The organism is Pseudomonas sp. LBUM1666 (assembly GCF_059695775.1).
Genome location: NZ_CP166789.1, coordinates 4080142 through 4097137 on the forward strand (window position 1 = coordinate 4080142; position 16996 = coordinate 4097137).

The following is a 16996-nucleotide window of genomic DNA, read 5'->3' on the forward strand; positions in this document are numbered from 1 at the left end:
CTGGCACCTGCGGGCCTATGGCTTACTTCAGACGAGCCAGACGCTCGGTTAGCAGGTCAAAGAAACCTTGTGCGTCGCCGCTTTCTACCCAGAAAGCGTTCTTTGGCGCTTTCAGGCCGTCATACCAGTCGACGATGGTTTGGCCGAACGTCGGGCCTTCGCGGCTATCAACCACCACATTGACCGAACGACCGGTGAACAACTCAGGCTTAAGCAGATAGGCGATGACAGTAGCGTCATGCACCGGGCCACCCGGAATGCCGTAGTGCTCCATGTCGCCTTTGACGTATTCATTGAGAATATCGCCCACCAGCTTACTGGCATTGTTGTTGATCGCTGCGATCTGCTTAAGACGCGCTTCACTGGTGAGGATCTTGTGGGTCACGTCCAGCGGCAGGTAGGTCAGTTTCACCCCACTTTTCAGCACCACTTCCGCAGCCTGTGGGTCGGCGAACAGGTTGAACTCAGCCACCGGGGTGATGTTGCCACCATTAAAGTGCGCCCCGCCCATGATCACCACCTCCTTGATGCCCTGAACGATCTCAGGTTCCTGGATCAGCGCCAGGGCCAGGTTGGTCTGTGGACCGAGCATGGCGATGGTGATGCTATGGGGCTTGGCGGCTTTCAAGGTGTCGATCAGGTAGTTGACCGCATTGCCTTGATCCAGGCCTTTTTTCGGCTCATGTACGGTGACACCCGACAGTCCTTCCTTGCCATGGATGTTCTCGGCATAGATCGGCGTACGCATCAGCGGCTTCGGTGCGCCTGCGTAGACCGGCACCTCCTCGCGCCCTGCCCACTCGCGGGCCAGCCGCGCATTACGCGACGTCTTGTCCAGACGCACATTGCCGGCGACGGTGGTCAGCGCACGAATGTTCAGCTCTTGCGGCGATGCCAGAGCAAACAGCAAGGCAACCACGTCATCGGCACCCGGGTCGGTGTCGATGATCAAGTCGATCTTTTCCGCCGCTTGGGCGCTTGTTGCGGTAATCAGAGACAAAAGCAGCAGACTCCGGAGCAGGTGGTGCAGTTTCTGAGCATAGCGGTGCATAGCGCACTCCTTGTGCGTGGGACAACAGGAAGACAACAGCGAGTTAGAACGTAACCCCCGCCACCAGCACGATGTTGCAGTACGGCTGACATTCGCCTGTACGAACAATCGCCCGTGCCTGTCGGCTGAGAACTTTGAATTGGTCATGACTGAGCAGCTCACGCCGACCCAGCGCACCTTCGGCATTCAGCTCATCGAGCGTCACCAATGCCGAAGGCTTTTTGTCCAGGATCTCCCGAGCCAATACATGGCTCTCGACCTGCATTTCGCTGAGCACAACCTTCAACGTGCTGACGAAGTCCGGGATACCGTGGGTCAGGGCCAGGTCTATCAGTTCAACGCCTGGTGGCACCGGCAAACCTGCATCGCCGATTACCACGATGTCGCCATGACCCAGGGACGCGATCAGCCGCGACAGCGCGACGTTGAGCAAAGGTGTCTTTTTCATGGTGCTTTAAAGGCCTGTACGTCGGACAAGGTGGGAATCGAGGGTTGCGCACCAGCGCGGGTCACCGACAGCGCCGCGGCGACCTGGCCGAAACGGATCGCTTCGGCTTCGCTTTTGCCGGCCGCCAGTGCGGCGGCGAAACCACCGACGAAGGTGTCGCCAGCCGCCGTGGTATCGACAGCTTTCACCTTCGGCGCAGGGAAGTGCTCGAAGCCTTTGCCGTTGGCAAACAGCGAACCTTGAGCTCCGAGAGTGATGATGACCTTGCCGGCGCCCATGGCGATCAACCGGGTCGCAGCGGTTTCGGCAGATGCCAGAGAATCCACTGGCAAACCACTCAGCGCCGAGGCCTCGCTTTCGTTGGGAATCAGATAATCGATGGATGCGTACCAGTCCGCCGGCAGTGGGCGGCTGGCCGGCGCCGGGTTGAGGATCACGGTCTTACCCAACTCACGGCCGCGCTTTAGCGCATGACCGACAGTGGCATCCGGGATTTCCAGCTGACAGATGATCACGTCTGCGGTTTGTAATACTGCGTCGAAGCGGTCGATCACCGCTGGCGTCAGCGCACCGTTGGCACCGGCAACGATCACGATTGCGTTCTGGCTGTTGTCATCGACCACGATCAACGCAACGCCGCTGGAATCGTCGACGGTGCTGACTGCCTGGCAATCGATCTGCTCGGCCAACAGCGCCCCGCGCAGTTCTTCGCCGTAGGCATCGCTACCCACGCAACCGACCATCGACACCTGCGCCCCCAGCCTCGCCGCTGCGACCGCCTGATTCGCGCCCTTGCCACCGGAAACCGTGGCAAACGACTCGCCGATCAGCGTTTCACCGCCACGGGGCAGCCGTGGTGCCCGGGTGACCAGGTCCATGTTCAGGCTGCCTATAACCACTACTTTTGCTGGCATACGTCACTACTCATCAATTCTGTTTCAGCGGTGCTTTCGATTCAGCGGCGTTCTATTTCAACGGAACTGGGCGAACACGCCGGCCAGCGGCGCAGTCGACTCCCGCAGGACAATACTGGGCGTCACGATCCGTTGATCGGTGGCCATATCCGGTGTGGCGATTCTTCTTAAAAGCACTTCGGCCGCCATCTCGCCGAGTTGCAGGATCGACTGCCCCACGGTGGTCAGCGCCGGGTACACATAGCGGCTCATCTGAATATCGTCGAAGCCGATCACCGACAGCTCTGTCGGTACACGAATGTTGCGCTCGGCCGCCGCTCGCAGCACACCGATGCCAATCATGTCGTTACCGGCGAAGATCGCGCTCGGCGGGTTCTTTTCCAGCAGCATCGCGGCGGCGTTGTAACCACCGGTGCTGGTGAAATCGCTTTCCAGCATGCGCTCGCGGGATACTTCGACACCCGCCTCTTTCAGGGCACGGCAATAACCGGCCAGACGCATCTGCGCCACGCTGGTACTCGCCGGGCCGCCAATGGTGGCGATGTCCCGGTGCCCCAATTCCAGAAGGTGGCGGGTCGCCAGATAGGCGCCGTATTCGTGATCGATCCGCACCATGTCGGCATTCACACCTTCCAGTCCACGGTCGACGATCACCATCGGCGTACGCACGCCTGCAAGGCCCTCCGCCAGCCCCGCGTCACCGCCAGCCGAAGCGACGATCAGCCCGTCGATGCGCTTTTCGAGCAACACGCGCAGGTAGCTGCGTTGCTTGTCCGGGTTGTCATCGGAGTTACAGAGAATCACGCAGTAGCCATTACGCTCGCAGTAATCCTCGATGCCGCGCGCCAGTTCGGCGAAGTACGGGTTGAGGCTGTTGGGCACCAGAAGACCGATGGTCGCCGTGGTTTTGGCTTTGAGAGACCGGGCCACGGCACTGGGCACGTAGTCGAGAGTTTTGATTGCTGCCTCAACCTTGACCCGCACCTCTTCGCTCACCGGCCGGGTCTTGTTTACTACGTGGGAAACCGTGGTGTAGGAAATTCCCGCAAGCGCTGCCACATCCTTGATTGTTGCCATGACTCAGGTCCGCCGGCTTGCGCGCTGACTGCGATAAGTATCAAGCACCACCGCCACCACGATCACCGCGCCGGTGATGATGCGTTTGGTGGGTTCAGTTGCGCCGATCTGCGCGAGACCGGCCGCCAATACGGAAATGATCAGAACCCCGAAGAACGTACTGATGACCGAACCGCGGCCACCCATCAAACTGGTGCCACCGATCACGACCGCGGCGATCACTTGCAGCTCCAGCCCGGAGCCGGCATTCGGATCCGCCGCTTCCAGACGGGAAATCTGGAACAGCGCAGCAATACCGGCCAGCAGCCCCATCAGACTGAATACCAGGATCTTGTAGGGCTTCGGATTGATCCCTGCCAGACGCACCGCCTCTTCGTTGGTGCCGATGCCGATCAGGTAACGACCGAACACGGTACGCGTCAGCACGGCCTGGGCAATGAAGATGATCAGCAAGGCAATGATGAACGACGGCGAGATGCCGAAGGCGATCGGGTTGGACAGCCAGGCGAAGGCATCACCGATGTAGGCCGTGCGCGATCCGGTCATCTGATACGCCACACCGCGGGCCATTTCCAGCACGCCGAGGGACACGATGAATGACGGAATCCGCCAGGCAACAGTGATCGAACCGGTTATGGTCCCGGCCAGTGCCGCCGCCGCCATTCCGAGCAGCGCCGCAGGCAGCACGCTCCAGCCCCAACCGAGAATGGCCACGCTGACCGTTGACGCCGCAAGCGCGAGCACCGAGCCCACTGACAGGTCGATACCGCCGATGATCAACACGAACGTCATGCCGACCGCCAGCACCATCAAGTCCGGAATCTGGTTGGCCAGGGTGCTGAAGGTGTCATAGGACAGGAAATGGCTGCTCAGAACCGAGAACAGCGCAACCATTGCCAGCAAGGCACCGGCCAGTCCCAGATAGGTACCAAGGCCGTAAAAGTTGCCACTACGTTTGCCGGCAGTCACTGCAGTATTCATGCGAGATCCCTAGGCGCTGCTTCGTTGAGCAACGCATCACGTTTTTGGTAGCCGGCGAACGCGGCGGCAAGCAAATCATCCTGGGTCCAGCTGTCACGCTCAAAGGTGTCGATCAGACGTCCCGCCGAGAGCACACCGATGCGGTCGCAGATCAACATCAGTTCACGCAGGTCGCTGGACACCACCACGAGCGCTTTGCCTTGACGGGTCAGCTCACCGAGCAAGGCATAAATGTCAAACTTGGCACCGACGTCGATGCCACGCGTTGGCTCGTCAAACAGCATCACCGAGCAATCACGCTCAAGCCACCGGCCGATCACGACTTTCTGCTGGTTGCCGCCGGACAGTTCCGACACAAGTTGCGTCGGGCTGGAGCTGCGGATGCGCATGGCGTCGATCTGACGCTGGGCCAGCGCCATCTCGTCACCATTGTTGACGAAGCCACCACTGGAAATCACCGGCATATTGCCCAAGGCAATATTCGCGCTGATCGATTGGGTCAGCAGCAAGCCTTCGCCCTTGCGGTCTTCAGTGATCAGGGCGATGCCATGACCGACCGCGTCAGCCGGCGACCGGATACTGACAACCTGTGCTGGCGAACCGAGTGCAACCGTGCCGCTGTCCGCTATATCAGCACCGAAGATCAAGCGCAGCAACTCAGTGCGCCCTGCTCCGATCAAGCCGGAAATCCCGTAGATCTCGCCGGCGCGCACTTCGAAGGACACATCGCGAACCTTGTCGGAACGGGTCAGCCCTTTGACCGTCATGGCCGGAGCGCCGATCTTGCGCGGGCCCATGTCGATATGTTCGCCGAGTTCGCGACCGACCATCAACGTCACCAGTTGCTCGCTGTTGTAATTGGCCATCGGCTCGACGCAAACCAGGTTGCCATCGCGCAGTACCGCAATACGCTGGGCGACCCGCGCCAATTCTTCGAGACGGTGCGAGATATAGATGATCGACACACCGCGAGCTTGCAGACGAGTGATCTGCTCGAACAGCATCTCGACTTCACGATTCGTCAACATCGCGGTCGGTTCGTCGAGGATCAGCACGTGGCAATCGCCGATCAGGTTGCGGGCGATCTCCACCATTTGCTGGTGACCGATGCCCAATTCGCCCACCAGCGTGTCCGGGTCAATCGCGTCGAGGCCGACTTGGGCCATGGCTTCGATCGCTGCCTTACGCAATTGCCTGCGACTGATCCAGCCGCCCTTGCTGGGCAGGTTGTCGAGAAACAGGTTTTCCGCCACCGACAGGGTCGGCAACAGATTGAGCTCTTGCATCACCATGCGGATGCCGAGGTCTTCGGCCTGAGTGCGGCTTGCGGGGCGGTAATCCTGCCCCTGGAATTGCATGTGGCCGGTGGTCGGTGTGACCAGCCCGCCGATGATCTTCGACAGCGTGCTTTTTCCCGCGCCGTTTTCGCCGGTCAGTGCCAGCACTTCACCGCGCATCAGCGTCAGGTCGATGCCGGTCAAGACCGGTTGGGCGTAGGTCTTACCGATACCGCTGACCGAGAGGACAGCGTTCGGGGCGGAAACTGACATAAAAACTCTCCATGCGCTCGCCCCGACGGGCGAGCACCGTTGTGTCGCCAGAAGGACTACTTGGTGACCAGCTCTACCGGAGTTTCGATCACGCCATTGGTGCCGCTGTCGACTTTCTCACCCTTGATGATCTTCAGCGCAGTCTCGATGCCAAACACGGCTTGCCTGGCTGCAAACTGGTCAGCGGTGGCCAGAACGCGACCATCCTTGAGCATTGGCTTGATGGCGTTGATGTTGTCGTAACCGACCACTTGCACCTTACCGGCCTTGCCCGCTGCGCGCACGGCGGATACTGCGCCGACGGCCATGCTGTCGTTGCCGGCCAGCAGCGCTTTGACTTGCGGGTATTCGCTGAGGATCGAGGCAGCAACCTTGTTGCCTTTGTCGATTTCCCAGTCACCGGACTGCAAAGAGACGACCTTGATCTGCGCCGCTTCCATCGCATCCTTGAAGCCTGCGGTTCTTTGCTGTGCGTTGGTGGTGGTTGAAACGCCTTCGATGATGCCGACTTCGTCTCCGGCCTTCAGTTGCTTGGCCAGGTACTCGCCCACCAGACGCGCGCCTTTGCGGTTATCCGGGCCTACGAAGGGTACGGTGATGTTTTTGCTTTTGACCACAGCCGGGTCCAGCTGGTTGTCGATGTTGATCACGGTGATACCGGCATCGATGGCTTTCTTGATCACAGGAACCATGGCCTTGGAGTCAGCCGGCGCGATGACCAGCGCATTGACCTTGGCCAGAATCATTTGCTCGACGATGCGTGTCTGGCCAGCCGTGTCGGTTTCGTCTTTGATGCCGTTGGAGATCAGCTCGAAATCGCCGGAGTGGTCTTTCTGATAGGCCTTGGCGCCGTCTTCCATGGTCAGGAAGAATTCATTGGCCAGGGATTTCATGACCAGCGCGACTTTGGGTTTTTCAGGAGTCTCGGCGAAGGCCGAAGAGACAGGTAACGCGACGGATGCGGCAGCCAGCATAGCGACAGCGAGAAGACGTCCAGCGAATGGCAGCTTCATGGGTTCACTCCGATCTTATGATTATTGTGAGCAACGCTTGCGCTGGCGTAGGCTTCATTGCGCTCATTGATGGATAACCACCGGAAGCGCCGCGCAAACGTTTGCGGAGACCGAACTATGCGAACCCCGCCGACATTTGTCAACGATCAGAAACGACCATTTTTTGAACTGGCTGGCAAAAGCCGGGCATTCACGTCATGCCGTCATGTTGACTACCGATCCGGTACTGGAGCCCTTGGCCATTTCCTTGACCAGGGCGGCGGACACTCCCAGCAAGGCACCATTGGTGTCGGCGATCTGTCCTTGAATTGCCATGACCACAGTGGCCTTGGCTTCCGGTGTCGGATAAGACGCCGCCTGAGCTGCGGCTAATTGTTGCTGTTGCTCGCGCAGTTGCTGTTGTAGCTCTTGCATGCGTTTGAGCAGGACTTTCACTGCCACACTCTGGCTGCTCTCGTCTGGGGTTTCGGTCTGCGCGCCCGCGCTTTTATCCAACCCCAAAGGGCCAGTCTTGACTTGGTTGCCGTCGCCCTCTTTCGTGCCCAGCGCCGTATCGGCAGCCTCTGCGGTGGCGTCGTTCAACGCTTGGATCGTAGCGGCGGACTTTCCACCAATGGTGACGCCTGCGGCATTTGGGATACCAATGGAAAACGACATGTGAACTCCTGAGTAGAAAGATCCTTTGAAAGAGCATCGACCGAAGCGCCAAGTTCTTTAGCACTGATTCGCAATCTCGCAAGGCGATTGGTTCTACAGAGGTCGTAGTACTTTTCGGAGAGCCGAACGCAAACGCTCAACGCGTTCGGAAACCCGGACAACAGACTGTGTAACCATTCTAGGAAATCAAACAAATACTTATATAAATCATCAAGTTAAAATTTTTTCTCATTCAAAGTACGACTGGTACAGATCCTGCTCAACTCATTCACCCCAAGCGTTCAGATCCGCTTGGGGCGCATCTAGATGAACCTGCATCAGCACCGTCTCACTACTAGAGAGAAAAATAATGACATCTGCTTTCAAGACCTTCGTTCCGGGCGCTTTGGCCCTCTTGCTACTCCTGCCTACTGCCCTTCAGGCAAAGGAAGTCGAAACCCAACAGAAACTGGCGAACGTGGTGATCCTGGCCACCGGCGGCACCATTGCCGGCGCGGGCGCCAGCGCCGCCAATAGCGCGACCTATCAAGCGGCAAAAGTCGGCATCGAACAATTGATCGCCGGGGTTCCGGAACTCAGCCAGCTGGCTAACGTTCGTGGCGAACAGGTCATGCAGATCGCATCCGAAAGCATCACCAACGACAACCTGCTGCAACTGGGTCGTCGCGTGGCTGAACTGGCCGACAGCAAAGACGTCGACGGCATCGTTATCACCCACGGCACCGACACCCTGGAAGAAACCGCCTACTTCCTGAACCTGGTGGAAAAAACCGACAAGCCAATCATCGTTGTCGGCTCCATGCGCCCCGGCACCGCTATGTCGGCCGATGGCATGCTGAACCTGTACAACGCAGTGGCCGTGGCCAGCAGTAAAGAGGCACGCGGCAAAGGCGTACTGGTGACCATGAACGATGAAATCCAGTCGGGTCGCGATGTAAGCAAAATGATCAACATCAAGACCGAGGCGTTTAAAAGTGCCTGGGGTCCACTCGGCATGGTGGTCGAAGGTAAATCCTACTGGTTCCGTCTGCCGGCCAAGCGTCACACCATGGACTCGGAATTCGACATCAAAACCATCAAGAGCCTGCCTGACGTAGAAATCGCCTATTCCTACGGCAATGTCAGCGATACCGCCTACAAAGCGTTGGCTCAGTCTGGCGCCAAAGCCATCATTCACGCCGGTACCGGCAATGGCTCAGTCTCGTCCCGTGTAGTCCCATCGCTGCAAGCCCTGCGCAAGGACGGCGTGCAAATCATTCGTTCGTCCCACGTCAACGCCGGCGGTTTCGTACTGCGTAACGCTGAACAGCCAGACGACAAGTACGACTGGGTTGTGGCGCATGACCTGAACCCGCAAAAGGCCCGCATCCTGGCCATGGTCGCACTGACCAAGACCAACGACAGCAAAGAGCTGCAACGGATGTTCTGGGAATACTGATTCGCCCTCGCCCGACCGGTTCCGGTCGGGCACTGCTTTCACCACTCGCCAACCCAGGCGAGTGGCTCACACCCCCTTCCGATATTTCGATAAAAATTTTCCATTCGTCCTACATCAAACGGAAAAAAATGCTGTCAGAGGATTTTCTTGAATTTTAAGCAGTTGCGAAAATGCTTACAGTTAAATACTGTATGCACGTACAGCTTAATAAGGATAATTCCGTGGCCACCACCTCTGCCTCTCCTGACTCCTATGAACGCATGGGTATGCGCGTTCAAAAAATCATCAATTCCCCCACCGCCCAAAAAGCCAAAGCAGCCTTGATCTTCCGTCTACCGGACGAACCCGTGGATGAGTGGGAACAATTGCTGGAAGAAATCGACGAGAACGACAACGTCACCCTCGCCTATCGCGACGATGGCGGCGTGCAGATTTTTTGGGTTGTGCCGAAGGAAGATTGAGTCGATGAGTGTCCGCTGGTTTGCTTTGCTGTTTTTGTTCATCACCCTCGGCGCCCAGGCTGGCGCCCCACGCACTTTCAACGAAGCCAAGAAAGTTGCGTGGAAGCTCTACGCACCGCAATCCACAGAGTTCTATTGCGGGTGCAAATACACCGGCAACAAGGTCAACCTCGCAGCCTGCGGTTATGTACCGCGCAAAAACGCCAAGCGCGCTTCCCGCATAGAGTGGGAGCACATTGTTCCGGCCTGGCAGATCGGCCATCAGCGTCAGTGCTGGCAAGAAGGTGGGCGCAAGAACTGCACGCGTTACGATCCGACCTACCAGAAGGCCGAAGCCGACCTGCACAACCTGGTGCCAAGCATTGGTGAGGTGAATGGTGATCGCAGCAACTTCAGTTTCGGCTGGTTGCCGGTGCAGTCGGGCCAATATGGCTCGTGCCTGACCCAGGTCGACTTCAAGGCGAAGAAGGTCATGCCCCGCCCGTCCATACGCGGAATGATCGCTCGAACGTATTTCTACATGAGCAAGCAATATGGTTTGCGTCTGTCGAAACAGGATCGACAGCTCTACGAAGCCTGGAACAAAACCTATCCGGTAGAGGCCTGGGAACGACAGCGTAACCAAAGCGTAGCGTGCGTCATGGGCCGTGGCAACGAGTTTGTCGGCCCGGTCGACATGAAAGTCTGCGGTTAAGCGCTCGCTAAAAACACAAAGGCCTCGGGTTTAACACCCGAGGCCTTTGTTCGTTTCTACCCGCCCACTTTGTTGTACCGCCAGTAGCCCATCTGGTTGAGTGACTCCTTGGCAAGGCCGCATTCCTTGATCAAGTATTTGCGCAGACTCATCACTGCAACCGTTTCCCCGGCGATCGCCATGCACCACGAAGTCGATATCCACTTCGCCCTGCTCGGCACGCAAATGTCGGATGGTGTAAGTGCGCACCGCCGGGCGCTGGGCAACCGGTATTGAGCGGTAACGTGCGTACCAGCCATCGCCATGAGAGAGCTTGGCCGTCCACAGCTGGAAAGAACAGCTTCACGCGCTGGTCGGGTGCCCAGGTCGCCATTTCGGTAACGGCGTTCCGTCGAAAGCAGCCTGGAAAAGGACTGCTACTGGGTCACCGGATGTTCGACGACCAGCAATTCGATGTTCTGTTTCTTCGCTCGGGTGAGCGCCGCACGCACTTCTGTCTGTTTGGCCTCAGCGTCGGTTTTGGAGCTGAATGGCCCGAGCAGAATCCGGGTCTTTCCATTTTCCTTGACGATATTGGAAACGAAACTGTGCTCAATCAGCCAGCCGCTCAAATCGCTGACTGCCTGAGGTGTTTCGCCTCGAACTTCGAGATCCCATTGTGGCGCGGATGCCGTCGAAGGTGCAGTCGCAGCTGCCGGTTGCGGCTTTTGCGCGTCAACACTCTTGCCCTCACCGCATCCCGTCAGCGCCAATACCGCGATTACCAAGACCATTTTGCGCACAACGCTTCCCTCAGAATGCTTAAAGCGGCGATTTTAGCATTCATGAATACTTCCCGAGTGCCGCAAAATGGGCTCAAAACAACGAGAATGATGGTTACGGCCTCTGTATAGTTACGCCTTGGGAATTAATGCAGCATCTGCGCGTCAGAAAGAGGCACCCAAACCGTGAGACTTCGCACTAATCTATACATACCACCGACCTCTGCACTGTCCGAATCAGGTGCCCTACAAAGCAATCAAGGAGAAGACCATGCTGATACTCACCCGCAAAGTCGGTGAAAGCATAAATATTGGTGATGACATTACGATCACCATTCTGGGCGTTAGCGGCCAGCAAGTCAGAATTGGCATCAATGCCCCGAAAGACGTTGCAGTTCATCGCGAAGAAATTTATCAGCGCATTCAGGCTGGCCTCACCGCTCCAGACAAACCGCAGACCCCCTGAATCCTGTTGCAGTCAGTAGCCAGCCCGTTCGTTACAGCGCAATGGCTGGCTAAAGATTCATGCTTGGCATCGTGCTGAGCACTCGCCTCCTCACCCCATTACGTGAAGCCGATGCTACCGGCTTCGGCTGCGCCGTGACTGTCAGATTATTCGCTTTAACCCCGACGAATCACGCCGTTATTAGCCGAAGGTCACACCGCGTGCCATGCCGGTGGCCGCAATCACCATCAACATCAGCAACAGCGCTTCGATATGGCTGATGCGTGCAAACAGCCTGGCTCGGCCCTGGTCAATCGAAGCGCCCCTGCCCAAGGCGATCCGCCACTTGATCAAGGTGATCATTGGTGCCACTTCAAGCAGCAGAATGATCACGAACAGCGTCATCTTCAGATGGAACAACGGCTGATGAAGGTAATAGTCGGTGCCTTTTTCGTACCCACCGAAGGCCCGCATCAAACCTGTGATCAGCAAAATACCCGCACAGATGCCCCATACGTTATCGGCAACCAGCACGCTGCGAACCTGCGCCGTACCGACGGCCAGGCGGCTTAACGCCGTCCCTCGGGTGAGCACCGCCCAGAGGCCCAAGGCAACAGCCAAGAGGTGGATCGCCGCAAGAAACCAGTGAGACAGCATAGGGATGCTCCTGACAGGGATAAGGAAATGGGCTTGTCAGTAGTAGTCCAAAATCTGGAAATCTGCCTGCAGGCCGTGACATGACTGGCGAACAGCCACCTATCCCCCTATCATGCCGCCCACTGGCCCTTGCGTAAGGAGTCAGAGGACAATCACTCAAAAGGGAATAGACGTGAAAGAGTTCGTAATTGGTGTAAACAACGTAGTTCTGTACGTCGCACTGGCCGTTATCTGGATCGCCGCAGTGGTCATGATCTTCGTTCAGGGCTTCTGGTCCGGGGCAGGCGTTTTCATTACCGGCACCATGACGTGGTGCATCATCTCCGGCTTCTGGTTTGTACAGTCGGCGACTTATGAAGAACTGAAGAAGTTGAACGCCAGGTAAGATTGGTTTTAGTGGGTTGGACCTACCACGCAGGTCTGACGTTGTTGAGATGAACCACGCCAGCAGTGATTCATGCTCTTCATGCAACATTTGTAACGAGGGGGCAATCCCCTCGTTACAGTGCCTGGCGACTACCCAGGCTTGTGGTTATCCAGTACGCGATTGACCGCTAACTCACCCATCATGATCACCTATTGCAGCACCAGCATCGTCTTGCGCTACGGGCCTTCCAGTAGGCCGGCGATAACACTGATCATAACGCTGGCCGACGCCAACGATTCGCAGGCAAGGACGGAAGACATGAATCGGTCAACTCCCACACTGGTCCTGCTTCCTGGAATGGACGGGACAGGTGAATTGTTCGCAGTCTTTGCATCCATCATGGAGTGCGAATTCGATACGCTAATCATCACCTATCCTCCCAATATTCCGCTGAGCTACACAGCGCTGGAGTCGCTGGTCCGAGAGTCGCTGCCAACCGACCGCCCATTCGTGCTGCTGGGTGAATCCTTCTCGGGACCGATCGCTATTTCTCTGAGCGCCCGGCAACTCCCCCAACAGGTGGGACTCGTACTGTGCAGCACATTCGCACGCAACCCAAGACCGATATTCAGTCACTTGAGTTTTTTGCTAGGCGCACTGCCGTTCAGCCTTGCACCTGTCGGATGGATCAGCAAAGTATTACTCGGCCGGTTTTCCACGAGCGCCTTGCGCGCAGCGCTACGTCAGGCCATCACTCAAGTGAGCCCTTCGGTAATGCGTTCACGACTACGATCGGTTCTCGCCGTTGACGTATCCGCCAAGCTCGCCCAGGTCAGCGTACCGACTATTTACCTTCGCGCTACGCATGATTCGGTGGTTCCGGGGACAGCGTCCGCGCTTGTCTCTTCAATGAACCGTGATACACGAATCATTGAAATCGAAGCACCGCACTGCCTAGTTCAGGTTGCGCCTGAAGAGGCGGCCGGACACATCCGAGAATTTTTGAAAACGCTGGAAGGCACTTGAGGTTCTCGATGCTAACGGCGATCAAACCCACGCACCCTGCCCCGCCTGGCAGCAAGCGCTGCACCGCTGCCGAGATCCAGATGTGAAGAGCCCAGCGCGATGGCTGGGCTCTGGTTATTTTCTGTTTTCCATCATCTTGTCGGCGAGAGCTTTGGCCCTTTCAATCAACAGGTTCTGCCTGTCTTCATGAGTAGCCCCTCCTACAACCGGTGCCGTCAGATTGCTTTCCGCAATCAACGCAGCGCAGAAGTATTGATCCCAAACAGCTCTGTCCTCAGATACCGGCTTGTTCATTTGGTTGGCGATCATATGCGGCTCCTTTTGATGAGGTAGCACCGCTATCTTACGCCTGAATCACTGGCAATCCGTGCCGCTGAAGACAAACGCATTCAGTCGTCTCTGTCGTCACGATCACGACCGTGATTGCGTTCATACCTCTGATCATTTTCACGACGATCATATCTGCGGTCAGACCCTCGATCATCGTCATAACCTCGGTCGTATCCACGACGGTAATCATGACCTCGATCACGATCTCGACCGTACCTTTCTCCGTCGCCCCAGTGAGGCCCACAGCCTCCCAACAGGAGAGAGCCTGAAATGGCCATGAACATTATTACTGCACGCTTCATTTGAACGTCCTAAATGCAAAGGGCAGCGATATGACCGTGAGGCAGCTCAATGATTCACTGGTCAGATACGGCAAGCCAAATCCAAAGCCTGAATTAACAACGTGCTGATCGGCAAGGAGGCACCAGTACCCGTGCAGAACGCATCGCGCTGCGGCGGATCACAGAGGCGCTATGAGCAAGCGCAAGGCAAACAACGGCTTCGCTCGCGGCTGGGCATCGAGAAACCGAAGCTGGAGTTCAGCGGGAGCAGTTGGTGGGGCAAGGATCGGAAATTCAGATTCAGCACCAGCCGCGCCAGCGGTAAGTGGTGCACAACCCAGAAAGAAGCCAAGGCCAGCTACAAAGCTGCTCTCAAGAATGCAGCACCCCGCGAGAAGCGACACGACCTCGACCGGATGTACGCAGGTCTGTACTGGCCTGCCCCGCCCTCACCTATTGCGCTGAATACTGTTTCAAGCCGAAAGATCAGGCCCAAGAGTCAAATCGATGTCTAGCCTCGCCAATGCTTTACCGCGGGCTAACGCCTCATTGAAGCTGTTGTACTTGGCATTTTCACGAATTGCTTCAACCCGGCATTCTTTGTTCTCTACCGCGATTCTAAGTCCTGTTGGCACAGAATCACTGTCGCTATCCCATTCGAAATCAATCTTCGCTTTAACGCCTCGATGCTCATAGACAACTGGGTACGGCCTATCCACTAACACCATTTCGATCTCCTTGATCCGGCTCCATGCCGGGTCGAACACAAATACCCCACTTCAACGAATCACGCCACCGCATACGGTCACGATAGGCGGTGGGCTACCTGATCCACTACTCACCGAAGGCGCGCAAGCGGACCCAGCTCGACGCCAAGCTGCACTGGAACGCAGTCACGGCCGACTATCTGACCAAGTCATTCGCCCAGGCGCGGGATGATTCGAAGGCATATGAAAGATGTGCCCGCCGGTGAGCGCCCCACCTTTCACGATATCCGCACACTCGGCGCCTGGCTGTACGAGCAGCAGGGTTTCGAGCAGGAACACATCCAAGGCTTGATGGGTCACGCAGAGGTGAGGATGACCGAGCACTACCAGGCAGGCACGGCGATGACGCGGTGGTTTACATAAAGGTCAAAGCCGACCTGAAGGTGTAGCGCGGTGGTTGTTTGCCCAAAATATTCCCAAAGTTTGCCCAAACACCAGACAACAAAAAAGGGCCCACCTTTCGGTGAGCCCTTCTAGACCGCCCAGCAGAGCGGATTTTGTTTGGTAGGCGCGATTGGACTCGAACCAACGACCCCCACCATGTCAAGGTGGTGCTCTAACCAACTGAGCTACGTGCCTGCTGTGAGGCGGCATTCTACGGAATTCCCGAGGGGTGTCAACACCTTTTTCGAGCTAACCCTATGAATATGCAAAATATTTAATTTCGCTGCTGCGAAGAAGATTTTCCGGTGGCTGGCGGCGGTTTTTTAACTCAGGTAGGATCGGCGCACTCGTAAAATATATTAAACAGAGGCTGCAGGATGGCGAACACACCTTACCCAGAGTCCTATTACGCGGCATCGGCCAATGCGGTTCCACCGCGTCCGGCGTTGCAGGATGACGTAGAGACTGATGTCTGTGTGATCGGTGCCGGTTACACCGGTCTGTCCTCTGCCCTGTTTCTGCTGGAAAACGGTTTCCGGGTAACGGTGCTTGAAGCGGCGAAGGTAGGTTTTGGTGCGTCGGGGCGTAACGGCGGCCAGATCGTTAACAGTTATAGCCGCGACATCGATGTGATCGAGCGCAGTGTCGGTCCAAAGCAGGCTCAGTTGCTGGGGCAGATGGCGTTCGAAGGTGGCCGGATCATTCGTGAGCGGGTTGCCAAATATAATATCCAGTGCGACTTGAAGGACGGTGGCGTATTCGCCGCCATTACCGCCAAGCAGATGGACCATCTGGAATCCCAGAAGCGTCTGTGGGAGCGTTTCGGTCATACGCAGCTTGAACTGATGGATCAGCGTCGCATCCGTGAAGTGGTCGCTTGCGATCAATACATCGGCGGCATGCTCGACATGAGCGGCGGGCACATTCATCCGCTGAACCTGGTGTTGGGCGAAGCGGCAGCTGTCGAGTCGCTGGGCGGCACTATTTATGAGCAATCGCCGGCGGTGCGCATCGAGCGCGGCGCGAATCCGGTGGTGCATACGCCTCAGGGCAAGGTCAGGGCCAAGTTCATCATCGTTGCGGGCAATGCGTATCTGGGCAATCTGGTGCCGGAACTGGCCGCCAAATCGATGCCCTGCGGGACTCAGGTGATCACCACTGAACCCTTGGGCGACGCATTGGCCAAGAGCCTGTTGCCGCAGGATTACTGTGTCGAGGACTGCAACTACCTGCTCGACTACTACCGTTTGACCGGCGACAAGCGCCTGGTCTTCGGCGGTGGCGTGGTGTATGGCGCGCGGGATCCGGCGAACATCGAGGCGATTATTCGGCCGAAGATGCTCAAGGCCTTTCCGCAGCTCAAGGACGTAAAGATCGATTACGCCTGGACCGGCAATTTCCTGCTGACCTTGTCGCGACTTCCTCAAGTCGGACGCCTGGGCGACAACATCTACTATTCCCAGGGTTGCAGCGGCCACGGCGTGACATACACGCACCTGGCGGGCAAGGTGTTAGCCGAAGCGTTGCGTGGCCAGGCTGAGCGTTTCGACGCGTTTGCCGACCTGCCCCACTACCCGTTCCCCGGCGGACAACTGCTGCGCACACCGTTTGCTGCGTTGGGCGCCTGGTATTACGGACTACGAGACAAATTCGGCTTCTGACCGATAGATGCAAAAAAGGGGCAACTGCACAGT

General features: G+C 57.3%; 21 protein-coding genes, 1 tRNA gene and 2 pseudogenes. 8 read left to right on the plus strand and 16 right to left on the minus strand.

Annotated features, from left to right (window positions below; all coding sequences use genetic code 11):
• Positions 1-22: 22 nt before the first annotated feature.
• The 8 genes from ACA056_RS18700 to ACA056_RS18735 all read right to left on the minus strand — a co-directional run bounded on the left by ACA056_RS18700 (position 23) and on the right by ACA056_RS18735 (position 7691).
• Positions 23-1051: a nucleoside hydrolase gene (locus tag ACA056_RS18700; protein WP_497266813.1), complete on the minus strand. Its 1029-nt coding sequence runs from the start codon at positions 1049-1051 to the stop codon at positions 23-25.
• A gap of 43 nt (positions 1052-1094) precedes the next feature.
• A complete protein-coding gene (gene rbsD, locus ACA056_RS18705) occupies positions 1095-1499 on the minus strand; it encodes a D-ribose pyranase (RefSeq protein ID WP_497266815.1) in 405 nt (134 codons plus the stop codon).
• The gene (rbsK, locus tag ACA056_RS18710; protein ID WP_497266817.1) at positions 1496-2413 is read right to left on the minus strand and encodes a ribokinase; all 918 of its coding nucleotides are present in this window, start codon (positions 2411-2413) and stop codon (positions 1496-1498) included. Before rbsK ends, rbsD begins: the two co-directional genes overlap by 4 nt.
• 57 nt (positions 2414-2470) lie before the next feature.
• Positions 2471-3490 (minus strand): LacI family DNA-binding transcriptional regulator, encoded by a 1020-nt coding sequence (locus tag ACA056_RS18715; protein ID WP_497266819.1) that lies wholly within the window; start codon positions 3488-3490, stop codon positions 2471-2473.
• 3 nt (positions 3491-3493) lie between these two features.
• A complete protein-coding gene (locus tag ACA056_RS18720; protein ID WP_008145645.1) occupies positions 3494-4471 on the minus strand; it encodes an ABC transporter permease in 978 nt (325 codons plus the stop codon).
• On the minus strand, positions 4468-6021 hold the full coding sequence (locus tag ACA056_RS18725) for a sugar ABC transporter ATP-binding protein (RefSeq protein ID WP_497266821.1): 1554 nt from the start codon (positions 6019-6021) through the stop codon (positions 4468-4470). The genes ACA056_RS18720 and ACA056_RS18725 overlap by 4 nt, the downstream gene beginning before the upstream one ends.
• A gap of 56 nt (positions 6022-6077) precedes the next feature.
• The gene (locus ACA056_RS18730; protein WP_497266823.1) at positions 6078-7034 is read right to left on the minus strand and encodes a sugar ABC transporter substrate-binding protein; all 957 of its coding nucleotides are present in this window, start codon (positions 7032-7034) and stop codon (positions 6078-6080) included.
• Between the two features lie 195 nt (positions 7035-7229).
• Positions 7230-7691, minus strand: a complete 462-nt coding sequence (locus tag ACA056_RS18735) for a hypothetical protein (protein WP_497266825.1) — start codon at positions 7689-7691, stop codon at positions 7230-7232.
• A gap of 349 nt (positions 7692-8040) precedes the next feature.
• On the opposite strand from ACA056_RS18735, the gene ACA056_RS18740 reads away from it, so the two are divergent.
• The 3 genes from ACA056_RS18740 to ACA056_RS18750 all read left to right on the plus strand — a co-directional run bounded on the left by ACA056_RS18740 (position 8041) and on the right by ACA056_RS18750 (position 10284).
• Entirely contained in the window at positions 8041-9129 is a 1089-nt protein-coding gene (locus ACA056_RS18740) for an asparaginase (RefSeq protein WP_046047713.1), read from the plus strand.
• A 170-nt stretch (positions 9130-9299) separates the two neighbouring features.
• Positions 9300-9590 (plus strand): DUF1654 domain-containing protein, encoded by a 291-nt coding sequence (locus tag ACA056_RS18745; RefSeq protein ID WP_095128572.1) that lies wholly within the window; start codon positions 9300-9302, stop codon positions 9588-9590.
• Between the two features lie 4 nt (positions 9591-9594).
• Complete coding sequence (locus ACA056_RS18750; protein WP_223432095.1) at positions 9595-10284, plus strand: endonuclease; 690 nt, start codon at positions 9595-9597, stop codon at positions 10282-10284.
• Positions 10285-10340: 56 nt separating this feature from the next.
• Here ACA056_RS18750 and ACA056_RS18755 read toward each other — a convergent pair whose 3' ends face one another.
• The 3 genes and pseudogenes from ACA056_RS18755 to ACA056_RS18765 all read right to left on the minus strand — a co-directional run bounded on the left by ACA056_RS18755 (position 10341) and on the right by ACA056_RS18765 (position 11066).
• The gene (locus ACA056_RS18755; RefSeq protein ID WP_497266828.1) at positions 10341-10436 is read right to left on the minus strand and encodes a hypothetical protein; all 96 of its coding nucleotides are present in this window, start codon (positions 10434-10436) and stop codon (positions 10341-10343) included.
• 22 nt (positions 10437-10458) lie between these two features.
• Positions 10459-10666: pseudogene (locus ACA056_RS18760) on the minus strand (siderophore-interacting protein); the annotation flags it as partial.
• A gap of 34 nt (positions 10667-10700) precedes the next feature.
• Positions 10701-11066, minus strand: a complete 366-nt coding sequence (locus ACA056_RS18765) for an SPOR domain-containing protein (protein WP_497266830.1) — start codon at positions 11064-11066, stop codon at positions 10701-10703.
• Positions 11067-11316: 250 nt separating this feature from the next.
• Here ACA056_RS18765 and csrA point away from each other — a divergent pair, with 250 nt between their 5' ends.
• Positions 11317-11511, plus strand: coding sequence for a carbon storage regulator CsrA (gene csrA, locus ACA056_RS18770; protein ID WP_007938114.1), 195 nt, complete (start codon positions 11317-11319; stop codon positions 11509-11511).
• Positions 11512-11691: 180 nt separating this feature from the next.
• Here csrA and ACA056_RS18775 read toward each other — a convergent pair whose 3' ends face one another.
• Entirely contained in the window at positions 11692-12147 is a 456-nt protein-coding gene (locus ACA056_RS18775; RefSeq protein WP_497266832.1) for a DUF2214 family protein, read from the minus strand.
• A gap of 172 nt (positions 12148-12319) precedes the next feature.
• On the opposite strand from ACA056_RS18775, the gene ACA056_RS18780 reads away from it, so the two are divergent.
• A complete protein-coding gene (locus ACA056_RS18780; RefSeq protein ID WP_497266834.1) occupies positions 12320-12532 on the plus strand; it encodes a hypothetical protein in 213 nt (70 codons plus the stop codon).
• A gap of 191 nt (positions 12533-12723) precedes the next feature.
• Here the strand turns inward: ACA056_RS18780 and ACA056_RS18785 are convergent.
• Positions 12724-12822, minus strand: a pseudogene (locus tag ACA056_RS18785) (DUF6124 family protein); the annotation flags it as partial.
• 10 nt (positions 12823-12832) lie between these two features.
• Between ACA056_RS18785 and ACA056_RS18790 the strand changes: the two are divergent.
• Complete coding sequence (locus ACA056_RS18790; protein WP_497266836.1) at positions 12833-13540, plus strand: alpha/beta fold hydrolase; 708 nt, start codon at positions 12833-12835, stop codon at positions 13538-13540.
• Positions 13541-13654: 114 nt separating this feature from the next.
• Here ACA056_RS18790 and ACA056_RS18795 read toward each other — a convergent pair whose 3' ends face one another.
• Together ACA056_RS18795 and ACA056_RS18800 are read right to left on the minus strand one after the other, a co-directional pair.
• Complete coding sequence (locus tag ACA056_RS18795; RefSeq protein ID WP_008145630.1) at positions 13655-13849, minus strand: hypothetical protein; 195 nt, start codon at positions 13847-13849, stop codon at positions 13655-13657.
• A 775-nt stretch (positions 13850-14624) separates the two neighbouring features.
• Positions 14625-14918, minus strand: coding sequence for a hypothetical protein (locus tag ACA056_RS18800; protein WP_497266838.1), 294 nt, complete (start codon positions 14916-14918; stop codon positions 14625-14627).
• Between the two features lie 183 nt (positions 14919-15101).
• Here ACA056_RS18800 and ACA056_RS18805 point away from each other — a divergent pair, with 183 nt between their 5' ends.
• Positions 15102-15281, plus strand: a complete 180-nt coding sequence (locus ACA056_RS18805; RefSeq protein ID WP_497266840.1) for a tyrosine-type recombinase/integrase — start codon at positions 15102-15104, stop codon at positions 15279-15281.
• 139 nt (positions 15282-15420) lie between these two features.
• Here ACA056_RS18805 and ACA056_RS18810 read toward each other — a convergent pair.
• Positions 15421-15497 (minus strand) — tRNA-Val (locus ACA056_RS18810).
• A 182-nt stretch (positions 15498-15679) separates the two neighbouring features.
• On the opposite strand from ACA056_RS18810, the gene ACA056_RS18815 reads away from it, so the two are divergent.
• Positions 15680-16963 (plus strand): NAD(P)/FAD-dependent oxidoreductase, encoded by a 1284-nt coding sequence (locus ACA056_RS18815; protein WP_497266842.1) that lies wholly within the window; start codon positions 15680-15682, stop codon positions 16961-16963.
• Positions 16964-16996 lie beyond the last annotated feature (33 nt).

Excerpts from the sequence above, each read along its gene's own strand:
- ACA056_RS18775 (WP_497266832.1), bottom strand. The coding sequence starts at position 12,147 with ATGCTGTCTCACTGGTTTCTTGCGGCGATCCACCTCTTGGCTGTTGCC.
- ACA056_RS18715 (WP_497266819.1), bottom strand. The coding sequence starts at position 3,490 with ATGGCAACAATCAAGGATGTGGCAGCGCTTGCGGGAATTTCCTACACC.
- rbsK (WP_497266817.1), bottom strand. The coding sequence starts at position 2,413 with ATGCCAGCAAAAGTAGTGGTTATAGGCAGCCTGAACATGGACCTGGTC.
- ACA056_RS18805 (WP_497266840.1), top strand. The coding sequence starts at position 15,102 with ATGAAAGATGTGCCCGCCGGTGAGCGCCCCACCTTTCACGATATCCGC.
- ACA056_RS18740 (WP_046047713.1), top strand. The coding sequence starts at position 8,041 with ATGACATCTGCTTTCAAGACCTTCGTTCCGGGCGCTTTGGCCCTCTTG.
- ACA056_RS18795 (WP_008145630.1), bottom strand. The coding sequence starts at position 13,849 with ATGATCGCCAACCAAATGAACAAGCCGGTATCTGAGGACAGAGCTGTT.
- ACA056_RS18735 (WP_497266825.1), bottom strand. The coding sequence starts at position 7,691 with ATGTCGTTTTCCATTGGTATCCCAAATGCCGCAGGCGTCACCATTGGT.
- ACA056_RS18815 (WP_497266842.1), top strand. The coding sequence starts at position 15,680 with ATGGCGAACACACCTTACCCAGAGTCCTATTACGCGGCATCGGCCAAT.
- ACA056_RS18700 (WP_497266813.1), bottom strand. The coding sequence starts at position 1,051 with ATGCACCGCTATGCTCAGAAACTGCACCACCTGCTCCGGAGTCTGCTG.
- ACA056_RS18720 (WP_008145645.1), bottom strand. The coding sequence starts at position 4,471 with ATGAATACTGCAGTGACTGCCGGCAAACGTAGTGGCAACTTTTACGGC.
- ACA056_RS18750 (WP_223432095.1), top strand. The coding sequence starts at position 9,595 with ATGAGTGTCCGCTGGTTTGCTTTGCTGTTTTTGTTCATCACCCTCGGC.
- ACA056_RS18730 (WP_497266823.1), bottom strand. The coding sequence starts at position 7,034 with ATGAAGCTGCCATTCGCTGGACGTCTTCTCGCTGTCGCTATGCTGGCT.
- rbsD (WP_497266815.1), bottom strand. The coding sequence starts at position 1,499 with ATGAAAAAGACACCTTTGCTCAACGTCGCGCTGTCGCGGCTGATCGCG.
- ACA056_RS18790 (WP_497266836.1), top strand. The coding sequence starts at position 12,833 with ATGAATCGGTCAACTCCCACACTGGTCCTGCTTCCTGGAATGGACGGG.
- csrA (WP_007938114.1), top strand. The coding sequence starts at position 11,317 with ATGCTGATACTCACCCGCAAAGTCGGTGAAAGCATAAATATTGGTGAT.
- ACA056_RS18755 (WP_497266828.1), bottom strand. The coding sequence starts at position 10,436 with ATGAGTCTGCGCAAATACTTGATCAAGGAATGCGGCCTTGCCAAGGAG.
- ACA056_RS18745 (WP_095128572.1), top strand. The coding sequence starts at position 9,300 with ATGCTTACAGTTAAATACTGTATGCACGTACAGCTTAATAAGGATAAT.
- ACA056_RS18725 (WP_497266821.1), bottom strand. The coding sequence starts at position 6,021 with ATGTCAGTTTCCGCCCCGAACGCTGTCCTCTCGGTCAGCGGTATCGGT.